Consider the following 23,376-nt stretch of genomic DNA (forward strand, 5'->3'; position numbering starts at 1 on the left):
AGTATATCGCATTACTTTTAATTATATATTTAGGTCAAGCCCTCGACTTATTAGTATTAGTCAGCTGAACATGTTACCATGCTTACACCTCTAACCTATCAACCTGGTGGTCTTCCAGGAGTCTTACTAACACCGCACTTACGTGCGAGTTATGGGAAATCTCATCTCAGGGTGGGCTTCACGCTTAGATGCTTTCAGCGTTTATCCCTTCCAAACATAGCTACCCAGCGATGCCACTGGCGTGACAACTGGTGCACCAGAGGTTTGTCCATCCCGGTCCTCTCGTACTAAGGACAGCTCCCTTCAAATTTCCTACGCCCGCGACGGATAGGGACCGAACTGTCTCACGACGTTCTGAACCCAGCTCGCGTGCCGCTTTAATGGGCGAACAGCCCAACCCTTGGGACCTACTTCAGCCCCAGGATGCGACGAGCCGACATCGAGGTGCCAAACCTCCCCGTCGATGTGGACTCTTGGGGGAGATCAGCCTGTTATCCCCGAGGTAGCTTTTATCCGTTGAGCGATGGCCCTCCCACGAGGTACCACCGGATCACTAAGCCCGACTTTCGTCCCTGCTCCACTTGTAAGTGTCGCAGTCAGGCTCCCTTCTGCCTTTGCACTCTTCGCGCGATTTCCAACCGCGCTGAGGGAACCTTTGGGCGCCTCCGTTACTTTTTTGGAGGCGACCGCCCCAGTCAAACTGCCCACCTAACAATGTCCTGTGACCAGATTCATGGCCTCCAGTTAGAACCTCAGTACTGTCAGGGTGGTATCCCAAGGATGACTCCACACAGGCTGACGCCCATGTTTCTCAGTCTCCCACCTATCCTGTACAGACAATACCGAAATTCAATGCTAAGCTACAGTAAAGCTCTACGGGGTCTTTCCGTCCAATCGCGGGTAGCAAGCATCTTCACTTGCACTACAATTTCGCCGGATGTGTTGTTGAGACAGTGCCCAAATCATTACGCCATTCGTGCGGGTCGGAACTTACCCGACAAGGAATTTCGCTACCTTAGGACCGTTATAGTTACGGCCGCCGTTTACTGGGGCTTAAGTTCATACCTTCGCTTGCGCTAAGTAATCCCCTTAACCTTCCAGCACCGGGCAGGCGTCAGCCCCTATACATCAGCTTTCGCTTTAGCAGAGACCTGTGTTTTTGCTAAACAGTTGCTTGGGCCTATTCTCTGCGACCTACTTACGTAGGCACCCCTTCTCCCGAAGTTACGGGGTCAATTTGCCGAGTTCCTTAACAACAATTCTTCCGATGGTCTTAGGATTCTCTCCTCACCTACCTGTGTCGGTTTGCGGTACGGGCACCAATATCCTCGATAGAGACTTTTCTTGGCAGCGTGGAATCAGATACTTCAGGAATAAATTCCCTTCCCCATCACATCTCAGCGTTAAGAGCAAACGGATTTGCCTGTCTGCTCCGCCTAAATGCTTAGACACACATCCAATAGTGTGCACATCTTATCCTCCTGCGTCATCCCATTTCTAATAACGTCCATTGGTGGTATCGGAATATCAACCGATTGTCCATCACCTACGCCTTTCGGCCTCGGCTTAGGTCCCGACTAACCCTGAGAGGACGAGCCTTCCTCAGGAAACCTTAGGTTTTCGACCGTTAAGATTCTCACTTAACTCTCGCTACTCATGCCAACATTCTCACTTCTGTACCGTCCACCACTCCTTACGGTATGACTTCAGCCAGTACAGAAAGCTCCTCTACCGCGTACACAATTGTGTACACCCATAGCTTCGGTGGTAAGTTTTAGCCCCGGACATCTTCGGCGCAGGATCTCTTGACTAGTGAGCTATTACGCACTCTTTAAATGAGTGGCTGCTTCTGAGCCAACATCCTAGTTGTCTTAGAAATCCCACATCCTTTTCCACTTAACTTACACTTTGGGACCTTAGCTGATGGTCTGGGCTGTTTCCCTTTTGACTACGGATCTTATCATTCGCAGTCTGACTGCCGAAATAAAAGTATATGGCATTCGGAGTTTGATAGGGTTCAGTAACTGTTGTCAGCCCCTAGCCCATTCAGTGCTCTACCTCCATTACTCAATTAATCGACGCTAGCCCTAAAGCTATTTCGAGGAGAACCAGCTATCTCCGAGTTCGATTGGAATTTCTCCGCTATCCACAGCTCATCCCATGGTTTTTCAACACCAACGTGGTTCGGACCTCCACGGAATTTTACTTCCGCTTCATCCTGGCCATGGATAGGTCACCCGGTTTCGGGTCTACGACATGCAACTATGCGCCCTATTCAGACTTGGTTTCCCTTCGGCTCCGTACCTTAAGTACTTAACCTTGCTACATATCGTAACTCGTTGGCTCGTTCTACAAAAAGCACGCCGTCACACATATAAAGTGCTTCGACCGGTTGTAGGCACACGGTTTCAGGTTCTATTTCACTCCCCTTCCGGGGTTCTTTTCACCTTTCCCTCACGGTACTTCTTCACTATCGGTCACTAGGTAGTATTTAGCCTTGGGAGGTGGTCCTCCCAGCTTCCCACAAGGTTTCACGTGTCTCGTGGTACTCTGGATTAGATCTGACTGTTTTTCCTTTTCATTTACAGGCCTATTACCTTCTGCGGAGCAGCTTTCCAGCTATCTTCAATTAAGGAATTGCAGTATTTATGATCTATCCTCAACCCCCAGATCAAAGACCTGGGTTTGGGCTCTTTCCCTTTCGCTCGCCGCTACTTAGGAAATCGATGTTTCTTTCTCTTCCTCCGGGTACTTAGATGTTTCAGTTCCCCGGGTCTACCTCTGCATACCTATTTATTCAGTATGCAGTACATAGTTGTTACTATGTGGGTTCCCCCATTCGGAAATCTTTGGATCACAGGCTATTTGCGCCTACCCAAAGCTTATCGCAGCTTAACGCGTCCTTCTTCGGCTCCTAGTGCCAAGGCATTCGCCATGCGCCCTTTGTAGCTTGACCTTGATTCTGTCTATTTACATAGACGGTTATATTAATTTTGCGAAATTGTATTAAATTAATTTATAAACTACTTGCGTAGTTTTAATTTTTTTAAAACAACTTTTTTCACTGTGCAATTTTCAAAGAACATTTTAAGAAAAACTATTCATTATCTAACTCCTAAGAGTTAGATAAAATTAGTCTCTCAAAATTAAACAGAGAACTAGGTACGATTAATTACAATAGATATTTTTGAAGAACAAATTAATATTCTTCTATTGCATCGACCGAAGTCAATACATCTACTCCCTAGAAAGGAGGTGATCCAGCCGCAGGTTCTCCTACGGCTACCTTGTTACGACTTCACCCCAATCATCAATCCCACCTTCGGCCGCTGGCTCCTTACGGTTACCTCACGGACTTCGGGTGTTACCAACTCTCATGGTGTGACGGGCGGTGTGTACAAGGCCCGGGAACGTATTCACCGCGACATGCTGATTCGCGATTACTAGCAACTCCGGCTTCATGTAGGCGAGTTGCAGCCTACAATCCGAACTGGGATGAGTTTTTGAGTTTGGCTCCACCTTGCGGTCTTGCATCTCTTTGTACTCACCATTGTAGCACGTGTGTAGCCCTAGACATAAGGGGCATGATGATTTGACGTCATCCCCACCTTCCTCCCGGTTAACCCGGGCAGTCTCACTAGAGTGCTCAACTTAATGGTAGCAACTAATGATAAGGGTTGCGCTCGTTGCGGGACTTAACCCAACATCTCACGACACGAGCTGACGACAACCATGCACCACCTGTCACCCTGTCCCGAAGGACTTCGCCCATCTCTGGGTTATGCAGGGGATGTCAAGTCTAGGTAAGGTTCTTCGCGTTGCTTCGAATTAAACCACATGCTCCGCTGCTTGTGCGGGCCCCCGTCAATTCCTTTGAGTTTTAATCTTGCGATCGTACTCCCCAGGCGGAATACTTAATGTGTTAACGGCGGCACCGAGGTTCGACCCCCGACACCTAGTATTCATCGTTTACGGCGTGGACTACCAGGGTATCTAATCCTGTTTGCTCCCCACGCTTTCATGCCTCAGCGTCAGTTACAGTCCAGTAAGTCGCCTTCGCCACTGGTGTTCTTCCTAATCTCTACGCATTTCACCGCTACACTAGGAATTCCACTTACCTCTCCTGCACTCTAGACACCCAGTTTCAAATGCAGCACCCAAGTTAAGCTCGGGTATTTCACATCTGACTTAAATGTCCGCCTACGCATCCTTTACGCCCAGTAAATCCGGACAACGCTTGCCACCTACGTATTACCGCGGCTGCTGGCACGTAGTTAGCCGTGGCTTCCTCCTCTGGTACCGTCATTATCGTCCCAGAAGACAGAACTTTACAACCCGAAGGCCTTCATCATTCACGCGGCGTTGCTGCGTCAGGGTTTCCCCCATTGCGCAATATTCCCCACTGCTGCCTCCCGTAGGAGTCTGGACCGTGTCTCAGTTCCAATGTGGCCGATCACCCTCTCAGGTCGGCTACGCATCGTCGCCTTGGTGAGCCGTTACCTCACCAACTAGCTAATGCGCCGCGGGTCCATCTCAAAGTGGAATTTTCCGAAGAAAAATCCTTTGATGTTTCGATCATGCGACCAAAACATATTATGCGGTATTAATCTCCCTTTCGGGAGGCTATTCCCCTCTTTGAGGCAGGTTACCCACGTGTTACTCACCCGTCCGCCGCTAATCCACCCCGAAAGGTTTCATCGCTCGACTTGCATGTGTTAGGCACGCCGCCAGCGTTCGTCCTGAGCCAGGATCAAACTCTCAATTTAAAAGTTTACACTTTTTTAGTTGAAATGATTAATCTGCGACAACTGTTAAGTTGTTACGCAAGCTCATTACATACTTTTAATCTTACGACTAAATTTCACTTTATACTAAAGTAATTAACTGGTTTAACGAAATATTATTTCGCTATCTTTACCTATTTCTCTGTTTAATTTTCAAAGACCAATTTATTTTGTCATCATGTGACGACTTCTACTATTTTACTATTTAATTTTAAAATTGTCAATATATTTTTCTATTTTTTCAAATATTATTTTGAGTTTAGAAAATTATTTGATCTTTAAAATTAAACTGCTATTGTTACTAATTCGTAACGACAAGGAATATTGTATCAAATCTATTTATTACTGTATTTACAATAGTTCTATTCCTACATAGATTATACTAATCCTTATATATATATCTTTGTTTTTCTCTGATTTACTGCTTGAGATACACTAGGTTAGTTATAATACATAACCACAGATTAAAAAAAGTACTTATTTGAAATAACTCCAAATAAGTACTTTAATATTTTAATATTCTATTTTATCATTTACTTCACTAGTTGTTTCTAATTCATGTTCCTCATTATCAGAAGTTTCTTTAATGTTCTCTTGAACAGAGTCAGCTTTTTCTTGTACAGAATTTGTTTCTTCTTGCAAAGAATTCTCATCTGTATTAATTTCATCACTACAATTTATTTTAGCTATAGCAACTATATTATCTCCTTCTCCATTCCTCATTAAAGTAACTCCCATGGTATTCCTACTTGTAGTTGATATTCCATCTACATTTAATCTTATAACAACACCATTACTGTTTATAAGTATCATTTCGTCTCCATCTTTTACTATTCTAGCCCCTACAAGTTTTCCTGTTTTATCTGACACCTTATAAGTTATTACGCCCTTACCACCTCTACGTTGGAGTGAGTATTCTGAAACCAAGGTTCTCTTTCCAAATCCATTTTCACTTATAACTAAAAGTTCTTCTTCAGGCTTAACTATATTCATAGACACTACAATATCGCCTTGTCTTAAAGTTAAAGACTTAACTCCAGTTGCAGTTCTTCCCATACCTCTTACATCTTTTTCACTAAATCTTATAGAATAACCATTTCTTGTAACAAACAGCATTTCGCTATCTCCAGTAGTTATTGCAGCTCCAATTAGTTCATCATCTTCTCTTAAATTTATTGCATTTAAACCATTCTTTCTTATAGCAGCATATTTATCAAGTGATGTTTTCTTAATTAAGCCATGTTTTGTTCCCATTACAAGATAATTATCCTCTAAGAATTCCTTAAGACATATAACTGCTTGAATCTTTTCATCGCTATCTAAAGGTATAATATTTATCAAGTTTGTTCCCTTAGCTGTTCTTCCACCTTCTGGAATCTCATATGCTTTTAATTTAAATGATTTTCCTTTGTTTGTGAAGAATAAAATATTATTATGAGTGGTAGTTGTAAAAATATGTTCCACAAAATCATCTTCTTTTGTAGTAACACCTTGTATCCCCCTACCCCCTCTTTTTTGAGCACTATAAGTATCAGCTGGAAGCCTCTTTATATACCCTGCATGAGTTAGCGTTATTACAATATCTTGCTCTTGAATTAAATCTTCCTCATCTATACTGTATGGGTTTTTTTCTATTGACGATCTTCTAGTATCACCATATTTATTTCTAACTTCTATAAGTTCGTCTTTAATTATGTTCAATAATACTATCTCATCTGCTAAGATTCCTTTTAAATAATTAACTGTCTTCATTATTTCGTTATACTCAGCTTCTATTTTATCTCTTTCAAGACCTGTAAGTCTCCCAAGTCTCATTTCAACAATAGCAGTTGCTTGTTTTTCTGATAAATCAAAAGCATTAATTAAACTTTCTTTAGCTTCACTAATATTTTTAGATGATCTTATTAAACGAATTACTTCATCAATATGGTCTAGCGCAATTTTCATACCTTCTAAAATATGAGCTCTAGCTAATGCTTTATCAAGATCAAATTGAGTCCTTCTTCTTATTACATCTTTTTGATGGTCTAAATAATGAACTAAAACTTGTTTTAAATTTAAAGTTTGAGGCTCACCATTTACAAGTGCTATCATTATAACCCCAAAAGTATCTTGCATCCTCGTATGTTTAAATAGCCTATTTAATACTATATTAGGGTTTGCATCTCTTTTTAGTTCTATAACAATTCTCATACCTTCTCTATCTGATTCATCTCTTAAATCTGATATTCCATCTATCTTCTTATCTTTTACTAAATCTGCAATACCTTCTATAAGTTTTGCTTTATTAACTTGATAAGGTAATTCTGTTACTATTATCGTATTTCTGCCTTTGTTCTCTTCAATATCAGTTTTAGCCCTTACGAGGATTCTTCCTCTTCCTGTTTCATAGGCACTTTTTATTCCTGCTCTTCCTAGGATAATTCCTCCCGTAGGAAAATCTGGACCTTTTATTTTTGTCATTAATTCACTTATAGCAACTTCTGGTTCATCAATAACCATAAGTACTCCGTCTATAACTTCTATTAGGTTATGTGGAGGTATATTGGTTGCCATCCCTACAGCAATTCCTGTTGATCCATTAACTAAAAGATTAGGAAATCTTGATGGTAGCACTGATGGTTCCTTTTCTTCTCCATCAAAATTAGGAATGAAATCTACTGTCTCTTTATTAATATCTCTAAGCATTTGCGTTGTAATTTTGCTCATTTTAGCTTCTGTATATCTCATTGCCGCCGCTGAATCACCGTCTACAGACCCAAAATTTCCATGCCCATCTACCAACGTACATCTTTGTGAAAAATCTTGAGCCATTCTAACTAATGCACCATACACTGCAGTATCCCCATGTGGGTGATATTTACCTAAAACATCCCCTACAATTCTGGCACATTTTCTGTATCCTTTCTCTGGTGTTAATCCTAATTCATGCATAGAGAATAATATTCTTCTATGGACAGGTTTAAGCCCATCTCGTACATCTGGAAGCGCACGGCTTACAATAACACTCATAGCGTAATCTATATAAGATTTTTTCATTTCACGTCTTATATCAATAGGTAAAATTTTTCCCTGATTATTAATCATGTTACACCTCTTTAAACAAAATATTTTAATGCCACTCTAGAAAGCAATTTCATCATACTCCATGGGTGACGGTAATTACCTTAATGGATTAACCTTCGTAGTAGTAGATTGATCTGCTTGAATGCATTATCAAGCTATATATCTAAGTTAAGCACACCTTTAGCATTTTCTTGTATAAACTCTCTACGAGGTTCTACTTTATCGCCCATAAGAATAGTGAATATTTCATCCGCTGCCATTGCATCCTCAACCTGTACCTGAAGGAGTATACGCTCTTCAGGGTTCATTGTCGTATCCCAAAGTTGGTGTGCATCCATTTCCCCAAGACCTTTGTATCTTTGTATATCGGTGTTATTATCTTTTCCGCCTATTTCTAAAAGCAAAGCTTTTAATTCCTTGTCAGTATATACATAATGCTCTTTTTTGGCTTTAGAAACTTTATATAGTGGAGGTTGAGCTACATATACGTGTCCTTGCTCTACTAATTCTTTCATGTATCTATAGAAAAATGTTAGTAATAAAGTTCTAATATGTGCTCCATCTACGTCCGCATCTGTCATAATAATAATACGATCGTACCTTATTTTTTTTACATCAAAATCCTTTCCTATACCAGCACCAAAAGCGGTTATCATAGCCCTAATCTCTAGAGATGCGAGCATTTTATCAATTCTTTGCTTTTCAACATTCATTATTTTTCCTTTAAGAGGAAGTATAGCTTGGAATCTTCTGTCTCTACCCTGTTTTGCTGAACCACCCGCTGAATCACCCTCCACCAGATATATCTCACATTCCATAGGATCTTTTGAAGCACAATCTGATAATTTACCTGGAAGTGTAGTACTTTCTAGTACAGACTTTCGTCTTGTAAATTCTCTTGCTTTTTTTGCTGCTTCGCGAGCTCTTGCTGCATTTAATGCTTTATCAATTATGTTTTTACCTAGTTGTGGATCTTCCTCTAGAACATTACTGATAGACTCACCAACTATACTATCAACTATGCCCCTTACTTCACTATTACCAAGTTTAGTTTTTGTTTGCCCTTCAAATTGAGGATCAGTAAGCTTTATAGATATTACTGCTGTAAGACCTTCCCTTACATCTTCACCTGATAGGTTTTTATCATTTTCCTTTAAAAACCCAAATTTTTTAGCATAATCATTTACTACTCTTGTTAATGCCGACTTAAAACCAACTAGGTGTGTTCCACCTTCCACAGTATCTATATTGTTAGCAAATGAAAATATATTTTCTGTATATGTATCGTTGTATTGTAATGCTATTTCAACAACATAATCATCCTTATTTCCTTCCATGTATATGGTTTCATGAATTGTTCCTTTATTTCTATTCAAATAATCTACAAAAGATTTTATTCCTCCCTCATACAAGAAATCTTGCTTTTTCTCTTCTCGTTCATCTTCAAGGGTTATTCTTAAACCTTTATTTAAAAAGGCCAACTCTCTAAGTCTTTGAGACAAAGTTTCAAAATCAAAATCAATTTCTTCAAAAATTTCTGGATCAGGGGTAAAGAACACTTTTGTTCCATGTTCCTGCGTTGTTCCTATATTTACAAGTGTACTAGTAGTTTTACCCTTTGAAAAAGTTTGTTTCCATATATCACCATCAACTTTAACCTCTACTTCACAAATCACAGACAATGCATTAACTACAGATGAACCAACACCATGAAGACCACCGGATACTTTATATGCTCCACCACCAAATTTACCACCTGCATGTAGTACAGTCATTATAACTTCTACAGTAGGTATTTTCATTTTATGATGCATTCCTACGGGCATACCACGACCGTCATCTATAACAGTTATAGAGTTGTCTTTGTGTATAATTACATTAATATTCTTACAAAAGCCTGCTAAGGCCTCGTCAATACTATTATCTACAATTTCATAAACTAAGTGATGAAGACCCCTAATGCTAGTGCTACCTATATACATACCAGGTCTTTTTCTTACTGCTTCTAATCCTTCAAGTACTTGTATTTGACTTTCGTCATAAATATTATTATTTTCCATGTATATCCTCCTAACTTACTCTAAAGCGCATAATATACAGTTTCTGTTCTTTTGCATAAAGTTGAAGATGATATTGGTGATATATATATTTTACTTTTTTTATCTACCTCTGCAATTACAAAAGATTTAGCAATATTTTTTGTTATCCGCTCTACAAAACCATCTTCTTCGGCCATTCTTAAAAATTGGATAGTGTCCGAGCTATACATAGTAGTTTCCATGTCAAATATACCTATAATGTCTTTTATAGGCACTACTACATTTTCCCCTAAATGTAAAAACATATAATATCCTCCTTGATAATACATTCTACTTTATTTGAATCTATGTCATTACTTTTACTTCGCCTGACATAACTTCAAATATCTTACTTCCTGAGTTTAAATATTTTCTTATATCATTAATCCCGTTGCATGTAATTAATGTTTGAACTTCTTTTATAGATTTTAATATATATTCTTGCCTTTTTGTATCTAATTCAGACAAAACATCATCAAGTAATAATACTGGGTATTCTCCAGTTAGTTCTTTTATTATCGCTAGAGCTCCAAACTTAATTGTTAAAACTGAAGTTCTCTGTTGACCTTGGGATCCAAATATTCTAGCATTGATACCATTAAGGTCTATGGAAAAATCATCCCTATGTGGGCCTATTGATGTAGTTTTAGTTTCTATATCTCTTTTCCTATTTTTACATAAAAGCAAGTAAAAATTTTCTCGTATATTATCTAACTCCTTAATAGGCGTTAGATATTTAATATCTATTACTTCACTTTTGGATGTTATATTGCTATGTATTGTTTTTGATATTTTGTTTAATTTCTCTATATAAGTTATTCTATCTTTTATTATAATTGCACCGAATTCACTAAGTTGCTTATCATATACATCTATAATATCACTATTTGTATTCCATTTTTTTATAGTCAAGTTTCTCTCATTCAAAACTTTTTTATATTGCGATAAACTATAGTAGTAACGACGGCTTAACTTACAAAGCTCTATATCTAAGAATTTTCTCCTGTATGATGCAGATTCTTTAACAATATTTAAATCTTCGGGTGAAAACATAATCACATTGAAACTTCCTACTAACTCGGAGAGTTTTTGAACTTTTATAGAATTTATATTAACTCCTTTTCTACCTTCTTTAAAAATCTTTATTTCTATTTTTTTATCTAATCTAGTTTTACACACATAAAGCTTTATATATGCTTCTGTGCCGTTCCAATTTATCAATTCCTTATCCCTATTGGTTCTGTGAGACTTAGCTAAACTACAATAATAAATAGCTTCCAAAATATTTGTTTTTCCTTGTGCATTATCCCCTACAAATACGTTAGTACCTTTATTTAATTCTATAAATAATTTATTATAATTCCTGAAATTTTCAAGTTGTAAATATTTTATATGCATACAATCACCTATTATGATTATAACATATATATATAAGTTTATTATTTTATATATATAAATAACTTCTTATAAATTTTATTATTATAGACATAAATTGTGCACCGGAGATTATTTTAAAATTTTCCGGTGCATTCATATAATTTAAATTATTTTATAAGTTTCGCTGTTAAACTCAATTATATCGCCTTTAGATAATTTCTTACCTCTTTGAGTTTCTATTTCTCCATTGACTTTAATATCCTCATTTTTGATATAAAATTTTGCTTCTGAACCTAAACAAGCTATCCCAGCCCATTTTAGAAAAGAATCTAATTTTATTATATCTGTTTCTATTTTTATTTCATTCATTTCAAAACCTTCTTTTCCAAATATTATTAAAAATATATTTTAAATTAATTATTAGCTCTTATTCTTACCGGCAATACCATATACGTACAATTATTTTTTTCTTTGTTTTTTACAACACAAGGATTAACTCCACTAGAAAACTCCATAATTATCTCTTCTTCTTCCATTATTTTTAGAAGTTCTATTAGGTATTTTGAGTTAAATGCAATTTGAAGAGACTCACCTTGCAAAATTATATTTATTTCTTCTCTGGCCTTTCCCAATTGAGAATTAGAAGTGATTATCATGTTATCTTCTTCTATGTTGAATTTAACTAAATTGGTATTTCCCTCTTTTGCCATAAGAGAAGCCCGTTCTATACAGCTTAATAATTCATGTCTTTTAGCTGTAATTTTTAGATTATATTCCTCAGGTATTATTGAGCTATATTTTATGAATTCACCTTCGAGTAACCTTGATATAACCTTCGTTTTTCCAATATTAAATAAAATATGATTTGGTGTGAATGTTATATTAACGTTCTCATCTGTTTCTTCTAGTATTTTTGATACTTCACTTAATGTCTTACCTGGAATTACAGCATTTATATTAAAATCGTTATCTACTGGTTCACTTCTAAATGCAACCCTATAACCATCTAAAGCTACAAGATTAAGGTTTTTATCTTTTATTTCAAATAAGACTCCTGTAAGAATTGGTCTAGTCTCATCTTGCGCAACTGCAAAAATAGTACCTTTCATCATGTTTTTTAATACTTTCTGAGAAATTGAAAAGATCATGTTCTCTATTATATTTGGTAAATTGGGATAATCATCACTATTCATATGTATTATAGTTGCATATGATTTTTGGCAAACGATTTTAATAGAGTTATTTTCATCTGTTGCTATCTCTATTGCACTATTGGGTAATTTTCTTATGATTTCACCAAAAAGCTTAGAATCTAAAACTACACTTCCATCTTCCATAACCTCTGCATTAATTTTGGCCTCAATGCTTAAATCAACATCAGATCCTATAAGAGTTACTTCTCCGTTCTTAGCAGTTATTAATATACCTTGTAATACGGGTAAAGTTGATTTTCCTGTAATAGCTTTTTGAACGTTTGAAATTGCTTCTTGTAATATACTTTTTTCACATATAAATTTCATATAATAAAGACCTCCTTATCCACATGGGAAATTTATTAAAGATAGGTAAGATAATAATAAATTATTAGTAGTAATAGTAGTAGGGGCTGTTGATATGTTAAGAACCTATCTTAGACTATAAGCTGCAACAATGCTAGGTAGAAATGATTGTGGATAAGTATGCAAAAAAAAATCACAGTTATCCACAATATCAACAGCTACGTTTTATGTATTATTTTATACACAGGATTATATATATATAGTATCAACACCTGTTAATATCGGGATTATACTATTTTTGACTTATTTTTTTAGTTAGTTCTGCTATGTTATCTTGTAAATTTTCATCTTCTTTAAGACCATTAGATATTTTCTCACATGCGTGGATTACAGTTGTATGATCCCTACCTCCAAATTCTTCACCTATTTTAGGGAGAGACATATCAGTAAGCTTTCTGCACAAATACATTGCGATTTGTCTAGGAAATGTTATGTTCCTAGTTCGCCTCGAAGATTTAAAATCCTCAATTTTTAAATTGAAATAGCTAGAAACTATATCTTGTATTAGCTCAATAGTTACTTGTTTTGAATTTCTACTAGAAATAATATCTTTAAGTGCTTCTGATGCCAAATCTATACCAATTTCTTTATTAGTTAGTGAAGAAAAAGCTACAATTCGAATAAGAGCGCCTTCTAGCTCTCTTATGTTAGATTTTATTTTAGTAGCAATATACACCAATACTTCGTTTGGAATATTTAAATTCTCTATATCTGCTTTTTTCTTCAAAATAGCTATTCTAGTTTCAAAATCCGGTGGTTGTATATCAGCTATAAGACCCCATTCAAATCTAGACCTCAATCTATCCTCTAGAGTAGGTATTTCTTTAGGTGGTCTATCACTAGATAAAATAATTTGCTTATTTGCTTCATGAAGATCATTAAATGTATGGAAGAACTCTTCTTGCGTACGTTCTTTACCTGCAATAAATTGAATATCATCAATTAGAAGTACGTCCACATTTCTGTACTTGTTTCTAAATTCTACGTTTTTGTCGTCTTTAATAGAATTGATAAGTTCGTTTGTAAACTTTTCAGAAGAAACGTAAACAACCTTAGACTTTGGGTTGTTTGCTAATATATAATGACCAATAGCATGCATTAAATGCGTTTTTCCAAGACCAACCCCTCCATAAATAAATAGTGGATTATAAGCTTTCGCAGGGGATTCAGCTACAGCAAGTGATGCAGCGTGAGCAAATCGATTACTATTGCCAATTACATAAGAATCAAAGGTATATTTTGGGTTTAGTGTTGCAGACATTTCATCATTAAATATTATATTATTCCTATTAGCTTCTCGTTTCGCTTTAGGTGTTTCAATTTCGGCTACGTCCTCAGATAATATAAAGAATTCTATTTTATATGTTTTAGAAGTAATCAATTTAACAGCATTCATTATTAAATCCTTATATCTATTTTCAAGAATGTCTTTGGTAAAATTATTAGGAACACCTAATTTAAAAGTATTATTATCTAAGGCCATAGGTTCTATACTTTTAATCCAAGTATTAAAACTCACCTCTGTAAGTTCACCTTTTATTATACTTAAAGTTTTTTCCCAGATATCTTTAATTTGGGTGCTCATTTCCTACCCTCCAGTTCAAATAAAAAAATTTTATGTAAAAACAAACAATATATAAACAACATTATAAACAAAGTTATAAGCAATAAATTAATACATTGTAGGTTGTTGATAAATAGCATTAAAAATATACACATGTTAATAACTATGCTTATATTTTTAACAGGACTTAAATTGTTAACAATACAAAAAAAAACTATTAACATATTAAATTAAGAAATAAATCTGCTTATATAGCTAAAAATAGATAAGCAAAAGAAGTTTAATACAATATTGTAGTAGTTATTAACAGTTTTGTCCACAAGTTGTGAATAACTTTATCAATAAACAGGTTATTCACAGTTCTTTCTTATATAATATCAAAAAATAACAAGGTGTTCAAGAAGTTATCCACAAAAAAACATATAAATATAAAAAATATTAACAATAGTAATAAAAATGCTTATCTTGACATTAAGATGATGTGACTATATAATCTAATAGTAAAACTGTAAAAATGCGATTGTAAGATGATTGCTATAATGTATGGTTTAAAGAAGGAGGTGTAGTAGATATGTTCATGACTTACCAACCTAAGAAAAGACAAAGAAAAAAAGAACACGGATTTAGAAAGAGAATGAAAACCGCTTCTGGCAGAAACATTCTTCAAAAAAGAAGACAAAAAGGTAGAAAAAAATTGACAGCATAAAGGCCGCTAATGTGGCCTTTTTCTGCAATTTGCGGAAAAGAGGGCGGCTAATATTAATATTAATGTTAAGAAATATAGAATTAGAAAGAATACTGAATTTAGAACAGTATATAGAAGAGGAAAATCTTTTTCTAACCAATTATTAGTATTATATATTTATAGAAATGGTAAAGATATTAATAGATGTGGAATATCCGTTAGTAAAAAGGTAGGAAACAGTGTAATTCGCGGTAGAGTTAAAAGATTAATAAGCGAAAACTATAGGCTTAATAATGTAGGATTAAAAACAGGATATGATTTAGTGTTTATTGCAAGGAACCCTTCTAACTCTAAAAATTATAAAGAAATAGAGAGTGCTTTGACTAAACTACTTAAGAAAGCTGGTTTAATTAATAATGAAAAAAATACTTATACTGGGAATTAAATGTTATAGAAAATATATATCACCGTTTAAGAGGCCTTGTTGTATATTTTACCCTACATGTTCTCAGTATACTTTAGAAGCTATTGAAAAACACGGAGCAATAAAAGGATCTATTATGGGAATAAAGAGAATACTTAGATGTCATCCTTATAATAAGGGCGGCTTTGATCCAGTTAAATAACCACTTGGGAGGTTTTGTATTTGAAATTACAGTTTTTAAGTGATCCACTTTCAAAGTTCTTTTTCTTGATACATAATGGAGTGAATACGCTTATACCAAATAATGATATATCATTTGGATTAACAATAATTATATTTACAGTTATAATAAGAGTAATATTATTGCCATTAAGTATTAAACAAACTAAATCAACTGCTAAAATGGGTGCAATTCAGCCAGAAATGAAGAAAGTTCAAGAAAAATATAAAAAAGATCCACAAAAATCTCAGCAAGAAGTAATGAAGCTATATAAAGAAAATGGAGTAAATCCAATGGGTGGATGTTTACCAATGCTTGTTCAAATGCCTATTTTATTTGCTTTGTTTTATGTGTTTAACAACTTAGATATGCAGGGTGCTGGGTTCTTATGGATGAATGATTTAACAAAACCTGACCCTCTATATATATTACCAATATTGTCTACCGTTACAACATACTTTTCATCAAAACTTATGCAACCACCAGGAGACGCTGCTAAATCTAAACAGACTTCAACAATGAATACAGCAATGGCTATTTTTATGGGATTTATGAGTCTTAAATTTAAAGGTGCATTAGTATTATATTGGGTAATAAATAACTTATTACAAGTTGTTCAAACTTTAGTTATAAATAAAATGGAACTTCCAAAAAAAGAAAGTTAACGACTTTTAAAATGATAGCCTCCCAATTTTATAGGTGGGAGTCTAAATTTCCTTCTGAAGTCGTTAATGTTACAGCATCGAAGATGATGATTTAACACAAGTGCCTAATTTTGATATTTAGAAAGGCGGGTGAAGTGTGGTATGAATAATATAGAAATTATGGGTAAAAATGTAGAAGATGCAATTAATAATGCATTGATGCAGTTAAAAGTTACAAGAGATAAAGTAAAAGTGGAAACACTTGATGAAGGTAGCAAAGGGTTTTTAAATATCATAGGGGTAAAACCTGCTAAAATAAGAGTTACAGTTAAAAGAGATAGTTTAAATGAAGCTAAAACTTTTTTAATGGAAGTATTGCAGTCTATGAGTATGAAAGCTGAAGTAAACCTTAAATATGAAAACAATGAAATAAAGATTGAATTAATCGGACCTAATATGGGACTATTAATAGGATATAGAGGCGAGACTTTAGATTCACTTCAATATCTTATAAGTTTAGTTGTAAACAAAAATCATGATGAAGAGTATAAAAGAGTAACATTAGATACTGAAAATTATAGAGCAAAAAGAGAAGAAACTTTAAAAAGACTTGCATCAAAAATTGCCTATAAGGTAAGGATTAGTGGTAGAATATTAAAACTTGAGCCTATGAATCCTTATGAGAGAAGAATAATACACTCTACACTTCAAAATGATTCATATATTTATACTTATAGTGAAGGTGAAGAGCCCTATAGAAGAGTTGTAGTTGATTTGAAGAAAGCCTAAGGGCTTTTTTTTTAAATTTATGAAACTAAGTTTAATATTAATTATAAAATTAGGAGGTCATATTTAATGAAAGAATTTGATACTATAGCTGCAATAGCAACTAGTATAGGAGAAGGTGGTATATCTATAATTAGAGTATCTGGTGATATGTCGATAGATATAGTCAATAGTATATTTATAGGCAAAAATAATAGAAAACTTCATGATTTAAAATCTTATACTATGAGATATGGACATATTATTGATAAAAATGGTAGTAGACTTGATGAAGTTATTATTTCCTATATGAAAGGCCCTAAAAGCTTTACTGCAGAAGACACTATTGAGATAAATTGTCATGGTGGAGTAGTTGGAACTAATAGAATTTTACAAGAGGTTATTCTTGCTGGAGCAAGAATGGCAGAACCTGGTGAATTTACTAAAAGAGCATTTCTGAATGGTAGAATTGACTTAAGCCAGGCAGAGGCAGTTATAGATATAATAAGAGCAAAGACAGATCTAAGTATGAAGTCAGCTCTTATGCAATCAGAAGGTTCAATTTCCAGGGAAATAAAAAATATAAGAAATAAATTACTTAGTGTAATTGCAAGTATAGAGGTTACAGTTGATTACCCTGAAGAGGATATTGAAGAAGTAACTGCAGAAAAAGTTAATGAAGATGTTATTGATATAATTAGTGAGATAGATACACTTTTAAGTACGGCTGATGAAGGGAAAATTCTAAGAGAAGGCCTAAGCACTGTTATAGTTGGGAAGCCAAATGTAGGGAAATCATCACTTCTTAATGCCCTTGTTAAAGAAAAAAGAGCTATTGTTACAGATGTACCCGGTACTACAAGGGATGCAATAGAAGAGTATATAAACATTGAAGGTATACCAGTTAAAATAGTAGATACTGCAGGAATTCGCGAAACTGAAGATATAGTTGAGAAAATTGGAGTAGAAAAATCAAAGGAAAAAATTGATGAGGCGGATTTAGTTATCTTAATATTAGATTCAAGTAAGAAATTAAGTCATGAAGATAGAGAAATTATTAAATATATTAAAAACAAAAAATACATTGTACTATTAAACAAAAGCGATTTAGGTGGTAAAATAGAGATAGAAGAATTACAAAGTCTAAAATCAAAGTACATAACTAATGTTTCAGTAAAAACAGGTGAAGGATTAAATCATGTTAAAGAATATATAAAAGATTTATTCTTTAAGGGTGAGATTAAAACTGAAGGAATATTTGTTACAAATAATAGACATAAGGAATCTTTAATAAGAGCAAAGGAAAACTTAGAATCTTCATTAAATGCACTAGAATATACATTAGCTATAGATTTAGCATCAATTGATATACGAAATGCATGGATAAGTTTAGGTGAGATTACAGGAGAGATTTTAGAAGAAGATATTATACATAAGATATTCTCAGAATTTTGTTTAGGAAAGTAGGGATAAATATGAAATATGATGCAGGAAATTATGATGTTATAGTTATTGGAGCTGGTCATGCAGGTTGCGAAGCAGCACTTGCAGCTGCAAGAATAGGGTGCAAGACTTTAATTTGTGCTATAAATTTAGATAGTGTGGCTTTGATGCCATGTAACCCCAATATCGGTGGAACGGCTAAAGGGCATTTAGTAAGGGAAATAGATGCTCTTGGTGGTGAAATGGGAATAAATATTGATAATACATATATACAATCAAGAATGCTAAACAAATCAAAAGGACCAGCTGTATTCTCGTTAAGAGCTCAAGCGGATAAAAAAGCATATGGACAAAGGATGAAACATGTAATAGAAAATCAAGAAAATTTGCAATTAAAACAATTAGAAGTAGTATCTATAGATGCACCAAAAGGGAAAATAAAGGGTGTATGCACGAAAAATGGCGCATATTTTACTACTAAGGCTGTTATTATAGCTTCTGGAACTTATTTAAAATCAAAGGTTATTATCGGAGATTGTTCTTATAATGAAGGACCTAGTGGATTACTTCCAGCTAATGAACTTTCTAAATCTTTAGATGATATGTGTATAACTTTAAGAAGATTTAAAACAGGAACTCCAGCTAGAATAAACAAACGGTCAGTAGACTTTTCTAAAATGGATGAGCAAGTTGGGGATGAAGAGGTAGTTCCATTTTCATTTATTAGCGAAGATATTAGTAGAAATCAGCTATGTTGCTATTTAACTTATACAAATGAAAATACTCATAATGTAATTAGAAAAAACATTCATAGATCACCGCTATATAATGGATCAATTAAGAGTACTGGGCCTAGATATTGTCCGTCTATCGAAGATAAAGTAATGAGATTTACAGATAAAGAAAGGCACCAAATATTCATAGAACCTGAAGGTGAGAATACGCAGGAAATGTATGTTCAAGGTATGTCTAGCTCACTTCCTGAGGAAATTCAGGTGGAAATGCTAAAAACAGTACCTGGACTTGAAAATGTAGAAATTATGAGAACGGCTTATGCCATAGAATATGACTGTATAGATTCAACCGAGTTAAAACTTTCACTAGAATTTAAAAATATTCAAGGTTTATTCTCAGCGGGTCAAATAAATGGTAGCTCAGGATATGAAGAAGCTGCTTCGCAGGGGATTATTGCAGGGATTAATGCTGCACTTACTATTCAAAATAAGGATCCATTAATATTAAAAAGATCTGATGGATATATAGGGGTTTTAATTGACGATTTAGTTACTAAAGGCACTAATGAACCATATAGGATGATGACCTCAAGAGCAGAGTATAGATTGTTGCTAAGGCAAGACAACGCTGATTTAAGGTTAACTGAAATAGGGTATGGAGTAGGCCTTGTTAAAGAAGATAGATATGAAATATTTAAGAAAAAGAAGATGCAAATTGAAGAGGAAATTGAGAGAATAAAACATTTGCAGATCACAAATAAAAAAGAAATTGAGGAATTTTTAATTTCTTGTAATTCTACTCCACTGAAAAAGCCTATTAGTTTATACGAACTTATAAAAAGACCTGAACTTGATTACTATATAGTTGAAAGACTGGATGCAGATAGACCTAAATTAAATAAATATATACAGCAGCAAGTTAATATTGTTTCAAAATATGAAGGGTATATCCAGAAACAATTAGATCAAATTAAGCAATTTAAAAAGTTTGAAAACAAAATCATATCAAAAGATATAAATTATGACAATATAAAGGGACTAAGGATAGAAGCTATGCAAAAACTAGGTAAAATAAAACCAGAAAGTATAGGTCAAGCTTCTAGAATATCAGGTGTCTCGCCTGCGGATATGTCTGTTCTAATGATATATCTTGAGCAACAGAAAAGACTTAACATTAACCAACAATAAAAAAACATGGAGTTGAAATATGAAATACTTTGATATATTAAATAAGGCTAGCAGTAACGAAGGACTTGAATTTAGCGAAAAAAAATACGAGCAATTTATGAAATATAAAGACCTTATAAAGGAATGGAATGAAAAAGTAAATTTGACTGCTATAAAAGAAGATGAAGAAATAGTAAAGAAGCACTTTATTGATTCTATGAAGGTTTTTAAGTTTGATCAGTTAAAGAATGCAAAGAATGTTATAGATATAGGTACTGGAGGAGGGTTTCCAGGTATTCCTATGAAAATAATAAAGCCTGAAGTAAATATAGTTTTATTAGATTCACTGAATAAGAGAGTTAAATTTTTAAATGAAGTAATTAATTCTCTTCAACTAGAAAATATTAAAGCTATTCACGGTAGAGCAGAAGATTTTGCACAAGAAATACAATATAGAGAAAAGTTTGATGTTGCAGTATCAAGGGCAGTTGCTAATTTAACAGTCTTGAGTGAATATTGTATACCTTATGTAAAGGTTGGAGGATATTTTGTTGCAATGAAGGGGCCTGCAGTTGAAGAGGAAATTAAGCAATCTAAAAATGCAATTAGGATGCTGGGTGGACGAATCGAACATATAGAAAAGGTACAAATTGAAGATAGTGATTTAAATCATAACCTGGTAATAATAAGTAAAATATCGCAAACACATAGGAAATATCCTAGAAAAGCAGGGATGGTTACTAAAGAGCCTTTATTTTAACGACATTTCAGAAGGAAGGTCTCCTATTTCTATAAGTGGGAGTACCTACTATAAGTAGGAGTTACTTGCCCTAACAAATAGAAAACTTCAGTGGGAGTATAAATCTACTTCTGAAGTCGTTAATATGCAGCTCCGCAGGAGATGATTTAACGACAGCACCACAAGTGATGATTGCACCAAACAGGGGATAAGTAATGTTATAATTTGTCGTACGAAAGAATAAAAAAGAAGAAGGAAATAAGATAAAAATGGAGAATTGTTAATAAAAGGTAAAAAAAAGGAAAAATTGAGGGATGGTATATTATGAAAAATAATGTAAATCACGTATCTATAGAATTAATTTCTCCAAATGTTTATCAGCCTAGAAAGCATTTTAATGAAGAAACTATTGAAGAACTATCACAGTCAATAAAGGCTTATGGAATAATCCAACCGCTAACAGTTAGAAAAATTGGGGAAAACGGATATGAACTAGTAGCGGGAGAAAGAAGACTAAGAGCAGCAAAAAAAATAGGGCTTGAACAAGTCCCAGTAATTATTATAGATATTACAGATAAAGATTCCGCAGCAATTGCGTTATTAGAAAATTTGCAAAGAGAAGATCTAAATTTTTTAGAAGAAGCTATAGCTTATCATAATCTTATTCAAGATCATTCTTACACACAAGAACAGTTAGCACAAATGATAGGGAAAAAACAATCAACTATTGCAAACAAATTAAGATTACTAAAATTGGATAATCAAATAACAAGTATCTTAGTAGAAAATAAGCTTACTGAAAGACATGCTAGAGCTTTGTTAAGATTAACTGATATAAATATTCAAAAGAAAGTACTTAAAATAATTGTTGATAAATCGCTTAATGTTAAAAATACAGAAGAACTTATTGAAAAAGAACTATTGAAGTTATGCAGAGATGGAGTGATTGTTAGTGGTAAGAAAAGAATCAAAGGAATTTTCGCGCCTAGAGTATATATAAATACTATAAAACAAGTTTTTGATAAGTATGGAATAAATGCAGAATACAAGTCTAAAGAATTAGAAGATAGTATAGAAGTGACAATAAGAATACCTAAAAAATAGACATTAAAAACAGAATGTTTCACGTGAAACATTCTGTTTTTTTAATGTTTTTTTGGAAAATTCAAAAAAGTACTATTAAAATATTTAACATAAATATATAATGAACTATATAGAAAAATTAAAGTATAAGTTATGAATTATAAAGTATAGTTTATATTACCTGTAACCTATATAAATTGTAAGTTATTGGGGTTTATACAATTTATAAACTATAGAAACACAAATAATATTATGAAGGGTAAGTGTAGCCATGAAAACCATATGTATCTTTAATCAAAAGGGAGGAGTAGGCAAAACTACTACAAATATAAACCTATGTTCTTATTTAGCTATGCAAGGGAAAAAAATATTAACAATAGATATTGATCCTCAAGGAAACACTACAAGTGGATTAGGATTTGATAAAAAGCAAATAAATTTATCAATATATGATTTATTAACATCGGATATTTCAATTAGGGATACTATAAAAGAATGCGAGTTAGTTAATAATTTGTATTTAGTACCTTCTACAATGGAACTTGCAGGGGCAGAAGTAGAATTGATTAGTATAGATAATCGTGAAAATAAGCTAAAAGAAAAGCTTAAAGAAATTGAGGGTGAATTTGACTATGTTTTTATAGATTGTCCACCTTCTTTGGGTATTTTAACCATAAATGCGCTTACAGCCGCAAGTAGCGTGCTTACACCTATTCAATGTGAATTTTATGCTTTAGAGGGTGTGGGGCAATTAGTAAATACAATCCAATTAGTTAAAAAATCTTTAAATAAAGAATTAGAAATTGAGGGTATAATTCTTAGTATGTATGATAATAGAACAAAACTTTGTAATGAGGTTGTATCAGAAGTGAAAAAATATTTCAATGATAAAGTGTATAAAACAACAATACCTAGAAATGTCCGTCTGGCTGAATCTCCAAGTTTTGGATTACCAATTATGTTGTATGATGATAAGTGCAAGGGAGCAGAAGCGTACGAAAAATTAGCAAATGAATTTTTAAATAGACAAAGGGGATGTTAAAT

The 23,376-nt window shown here is 33.9% G+C and carries 17 protein-coding genes and 2 rRNA genes; 10 read left to right on the forward strand and 9 right to left on the reverse strand.

Annotated elements, in window-relative coordinates:
• Positions 1-30: 30 nt before the first annotated feature.
• From KTC94_RS11120 to dnaA, 9 genes are all read right to left on the reverse strand, one after another.
• Positions 31-2,956 (reverse strand): 23S ribosomal RNA (locus KTC94_RS11120).
• 292 nt (positions 2,957-3,248) lie between these two features.
• Positions 3,249-4,766: ribosomal RNA gene (locus KTC94_RS11125) — 16S ribosomal RNA — on the reverse strand.
• Together the 16S and 23S rRNA genes form the textbook arrangement of a ribosomal RNA operon.
• 531 nt (positions 4,767-5,297) lie before the next feature.
• A complete protein-coding gene (gene gyrA / locus KTC94_RS11130) occupies positions 5,298-7,868 on the reverse strand; it encodes a DNA gyrase subunit A (protein WP_304518724.1) in 2,571 nt (856 codons plus the stop codon).
• 137 nt (positions 7,869-8,005) lie between these two features.
• Positions 8,006-9,910 carry a DNA topoisomerase (ATP-hydrolyzing) subunit B gene (gene gyrB, locus KTC94_RS11135; RefSeq protein ID WP_216302188.1) on the reverse strand — a complete coding sequence of 635 codons (1,905 nt, stop codon included), beginning with the start codon at positions 9,908-9,910 and terminating at the stop codon, positions 8,006-8,008.
• A 20-nt stretch (positions 9,911-9,930) separates the two neighbouring features.
• Positions 9,931-10,194, reverse strand: a complete 264-nt coding sequence (gene remB / locus KTC94_RS11140; RefSeq protein ID WP_165411855.1) for an extracellular matrix regulator RemB — start codon at positions 10,192-10,194, stop codon at positions 9,931-9,933.
• 40 nt (positions 10,195-10,234) lie between these two features.
• The gene (gene recF / locus KTC94_RS11145; protein ID WP_216302186.1) at positions 10,235-11,326 is read right to left on the reverse strand and encodes a DNA replication/repair protein RecF; all 1,092 of its coding nucleotides are present in this window, start codon (positions 11,324-11,326) and stop codon (positions 10,235-10,237) included.
• Between the two features lie 141 nt (positions 11,327-11,467).
• Positions 11,468-11,674, reverse strand: coding sequence for a S4 domain-containing protein YaaA (gene yaaA, locus KTC94_RS11150; protein ID WP_165411853.1), 207 nt, complete (start codon positions 11,672-11,674; stop codon positions 11,468-11,470).
• A 44-nt stretch (positions 11,675-11,718) separates the two neighbouring features.
• Entirely contained in the window at positions 11,719-12,825 is a 1,107-nt protein-coding gene (gene dnaN / locus KTC94_RS11155) for a DNA polymerase III subunit beta (RefSeq protein WP_216302185.1), read from the reverse strand.
• Positions 12,826-13,096: 271 nt separating this feature from the next.
• Positions 13,097-14,449 carry a chromosomal replication initiator protein DnaA gene (gene dnaA, locus KTC94_RS11160; protein ID WP_165411851.1) on the reverse strand — a complete coding sequence of 451 codons (1,353 nt, stop codon included), beginning with the start codon at positions 14,447-14,449 and terminating at the stop codon, positions 13,097-13,099.
• Between the two features lie 550 nt (positions 14,450-14,999).
• On the opposite strand from dnaA, the gene rpmH reads away from it, so the two are divergent.
• The 10 genes from rpmH (at position 15,000) to KTC94_RS11210 (ending at position 23,374) form a co-directional block, all read left to right on the forward strand.
• Positions 15,000-15,134: a 50S ribosomal protein L34 gene (gene rpmH / locus KTC94_RS11165; RefSeq protein ID WP_165411850.1), complete on the forward strand. Its 135-nt coding sequence runs from the start codon at positions 15,000-15,002 to the stop codon at positions 15,132-15,134.
• A 58-nt stretch (positions 15,135-15,192) separates the two neighbouring features.
• On the forward strand, positions 15,193-15,558 hold the full coding sequence (gene rnpA / locus KTC94_RS11170) for a ribonuclease P protein component (RefSeq protein ID WP_165411863.1): 366 nt from the start codon (positions 15,193-15,195) through the stop codon (positions 15,556-15,558).
• Positions 15,530-15,739 carry a membrane protein insertion efficiency factor YidD gene (yidD, locus tag KTC94_RS11175; protein WP_216302184.1) on the forward strand — a complete coding sequence of 70 codons (210 nt, stop codon included), beginning with the start codon at positions 15,530-15,532 and terminating at the stop codon, positions 15,737-15,739. Before rnpA ends, yidD begins: the two co-directional genes overlap by 29 nt.
• A gap of 20 nt (positions 15,740-15,759) precedes the next feature.
• A complete protein-coding gene (gene yidC / locus KTC94_RS11180) occupies positions 15,760-16,422 on the forward strand; it encodes a membrane protein insertase YidC (RefSeq protein WP_216302183.1) in 663 nt (220 codons plus the stop codon).
• A gap of 141 nt (positions 16,423-16,563) precedes the next feature.
• Positions 16,564-17,190: an RNA-binding cell elongation regulator Jag/EloR gene (jag, locus tag KTC94_RS11185; protein ID WP_165411847.1), complete on the forward strand. Its 627-nt coding sequence runs from the start codon at positions 16,564-16,566 to the stop codon at positions 17,188-17,190.
• A gap of 66 nt (positions 17,191-17,256) precedes the next feature.
• Positions 17,257-18,633, forward strand: a complete 1,377-nt coding sequence (mnmE, locus tag KTC94_RS11190; protein ID WP_220286212.1) for a tRNA uridine-5-carboxymethylaminomethyl(34) synthesis GTPase MnmE — start codon at positions 17,257-17,259, stop codon at positions 18,631-18,633.
• A gap of 8 nt (positions 18,634-18,641) precedes the next feature.
• On the forward strand, positions 18,642-20,531 hold the full coding sequence (mnmG, locus tag KTC94_RS11195; RefSeq protein WP_220286213.1) for a tRNA uridine-5-carboxymethylaminomethyl(34) synthesis enzyme MnmG: 1,890 nt from the start codon (positions 18,642-18,644) through the stop codon (positions 20,529-20,531).
• A gap of 19 nt (positions 20,532-20,550) precedes the next feature.
• A complete protein-coding gene (gene rsmG / locus KTC94_RS11200) occupies positions 20,551-21,270 on the forward strand; it encodes a 16S rRNA (guanine(527)-N(7))-methyltransferase RsmG (RefSeq protein WP_165411844.1) in 720 nt (239 codons plus the stop codon).
• A gap of 303 nt (positions 21,271-21,573) precedes the next feature.
• Positions 21,574-22,353 (forward strand): nucleoid occlusion protein, encoded by a 780-nt coding sequence (gene noc / locus KTC94_RS11205; RefSeq protein WP_220286214.1) that lies wholly within the window; start codon positions 21,574-21,576, stop codon positions 22,351-22,353.
• Between the two features lie 250 nt (positions 22,354-22,603).
• Positions 22,604-23,374, forward strand: coding sequence for a ParA family protein (locus KTC94_RS11210; protein WP_216302178.1), 771 nt, complete (start codon positions 22,604-22,606; stop codon positions 23,372-23,374).
• Positions 23,375-23,376 lie beyond the last annotated feature (2 nt).

Origin of the sequence: Clostridium sp. CM028, from assembly GCF_030585565.1 — a bacterium.
In the GTDB taxonomy this organism is placed as follows: Bacteria; Bacillota; Clostridia; order Clostridiales; family Clostridiaceae; genus Clostridium_AD; species Clostridium_AD estertheticum_B.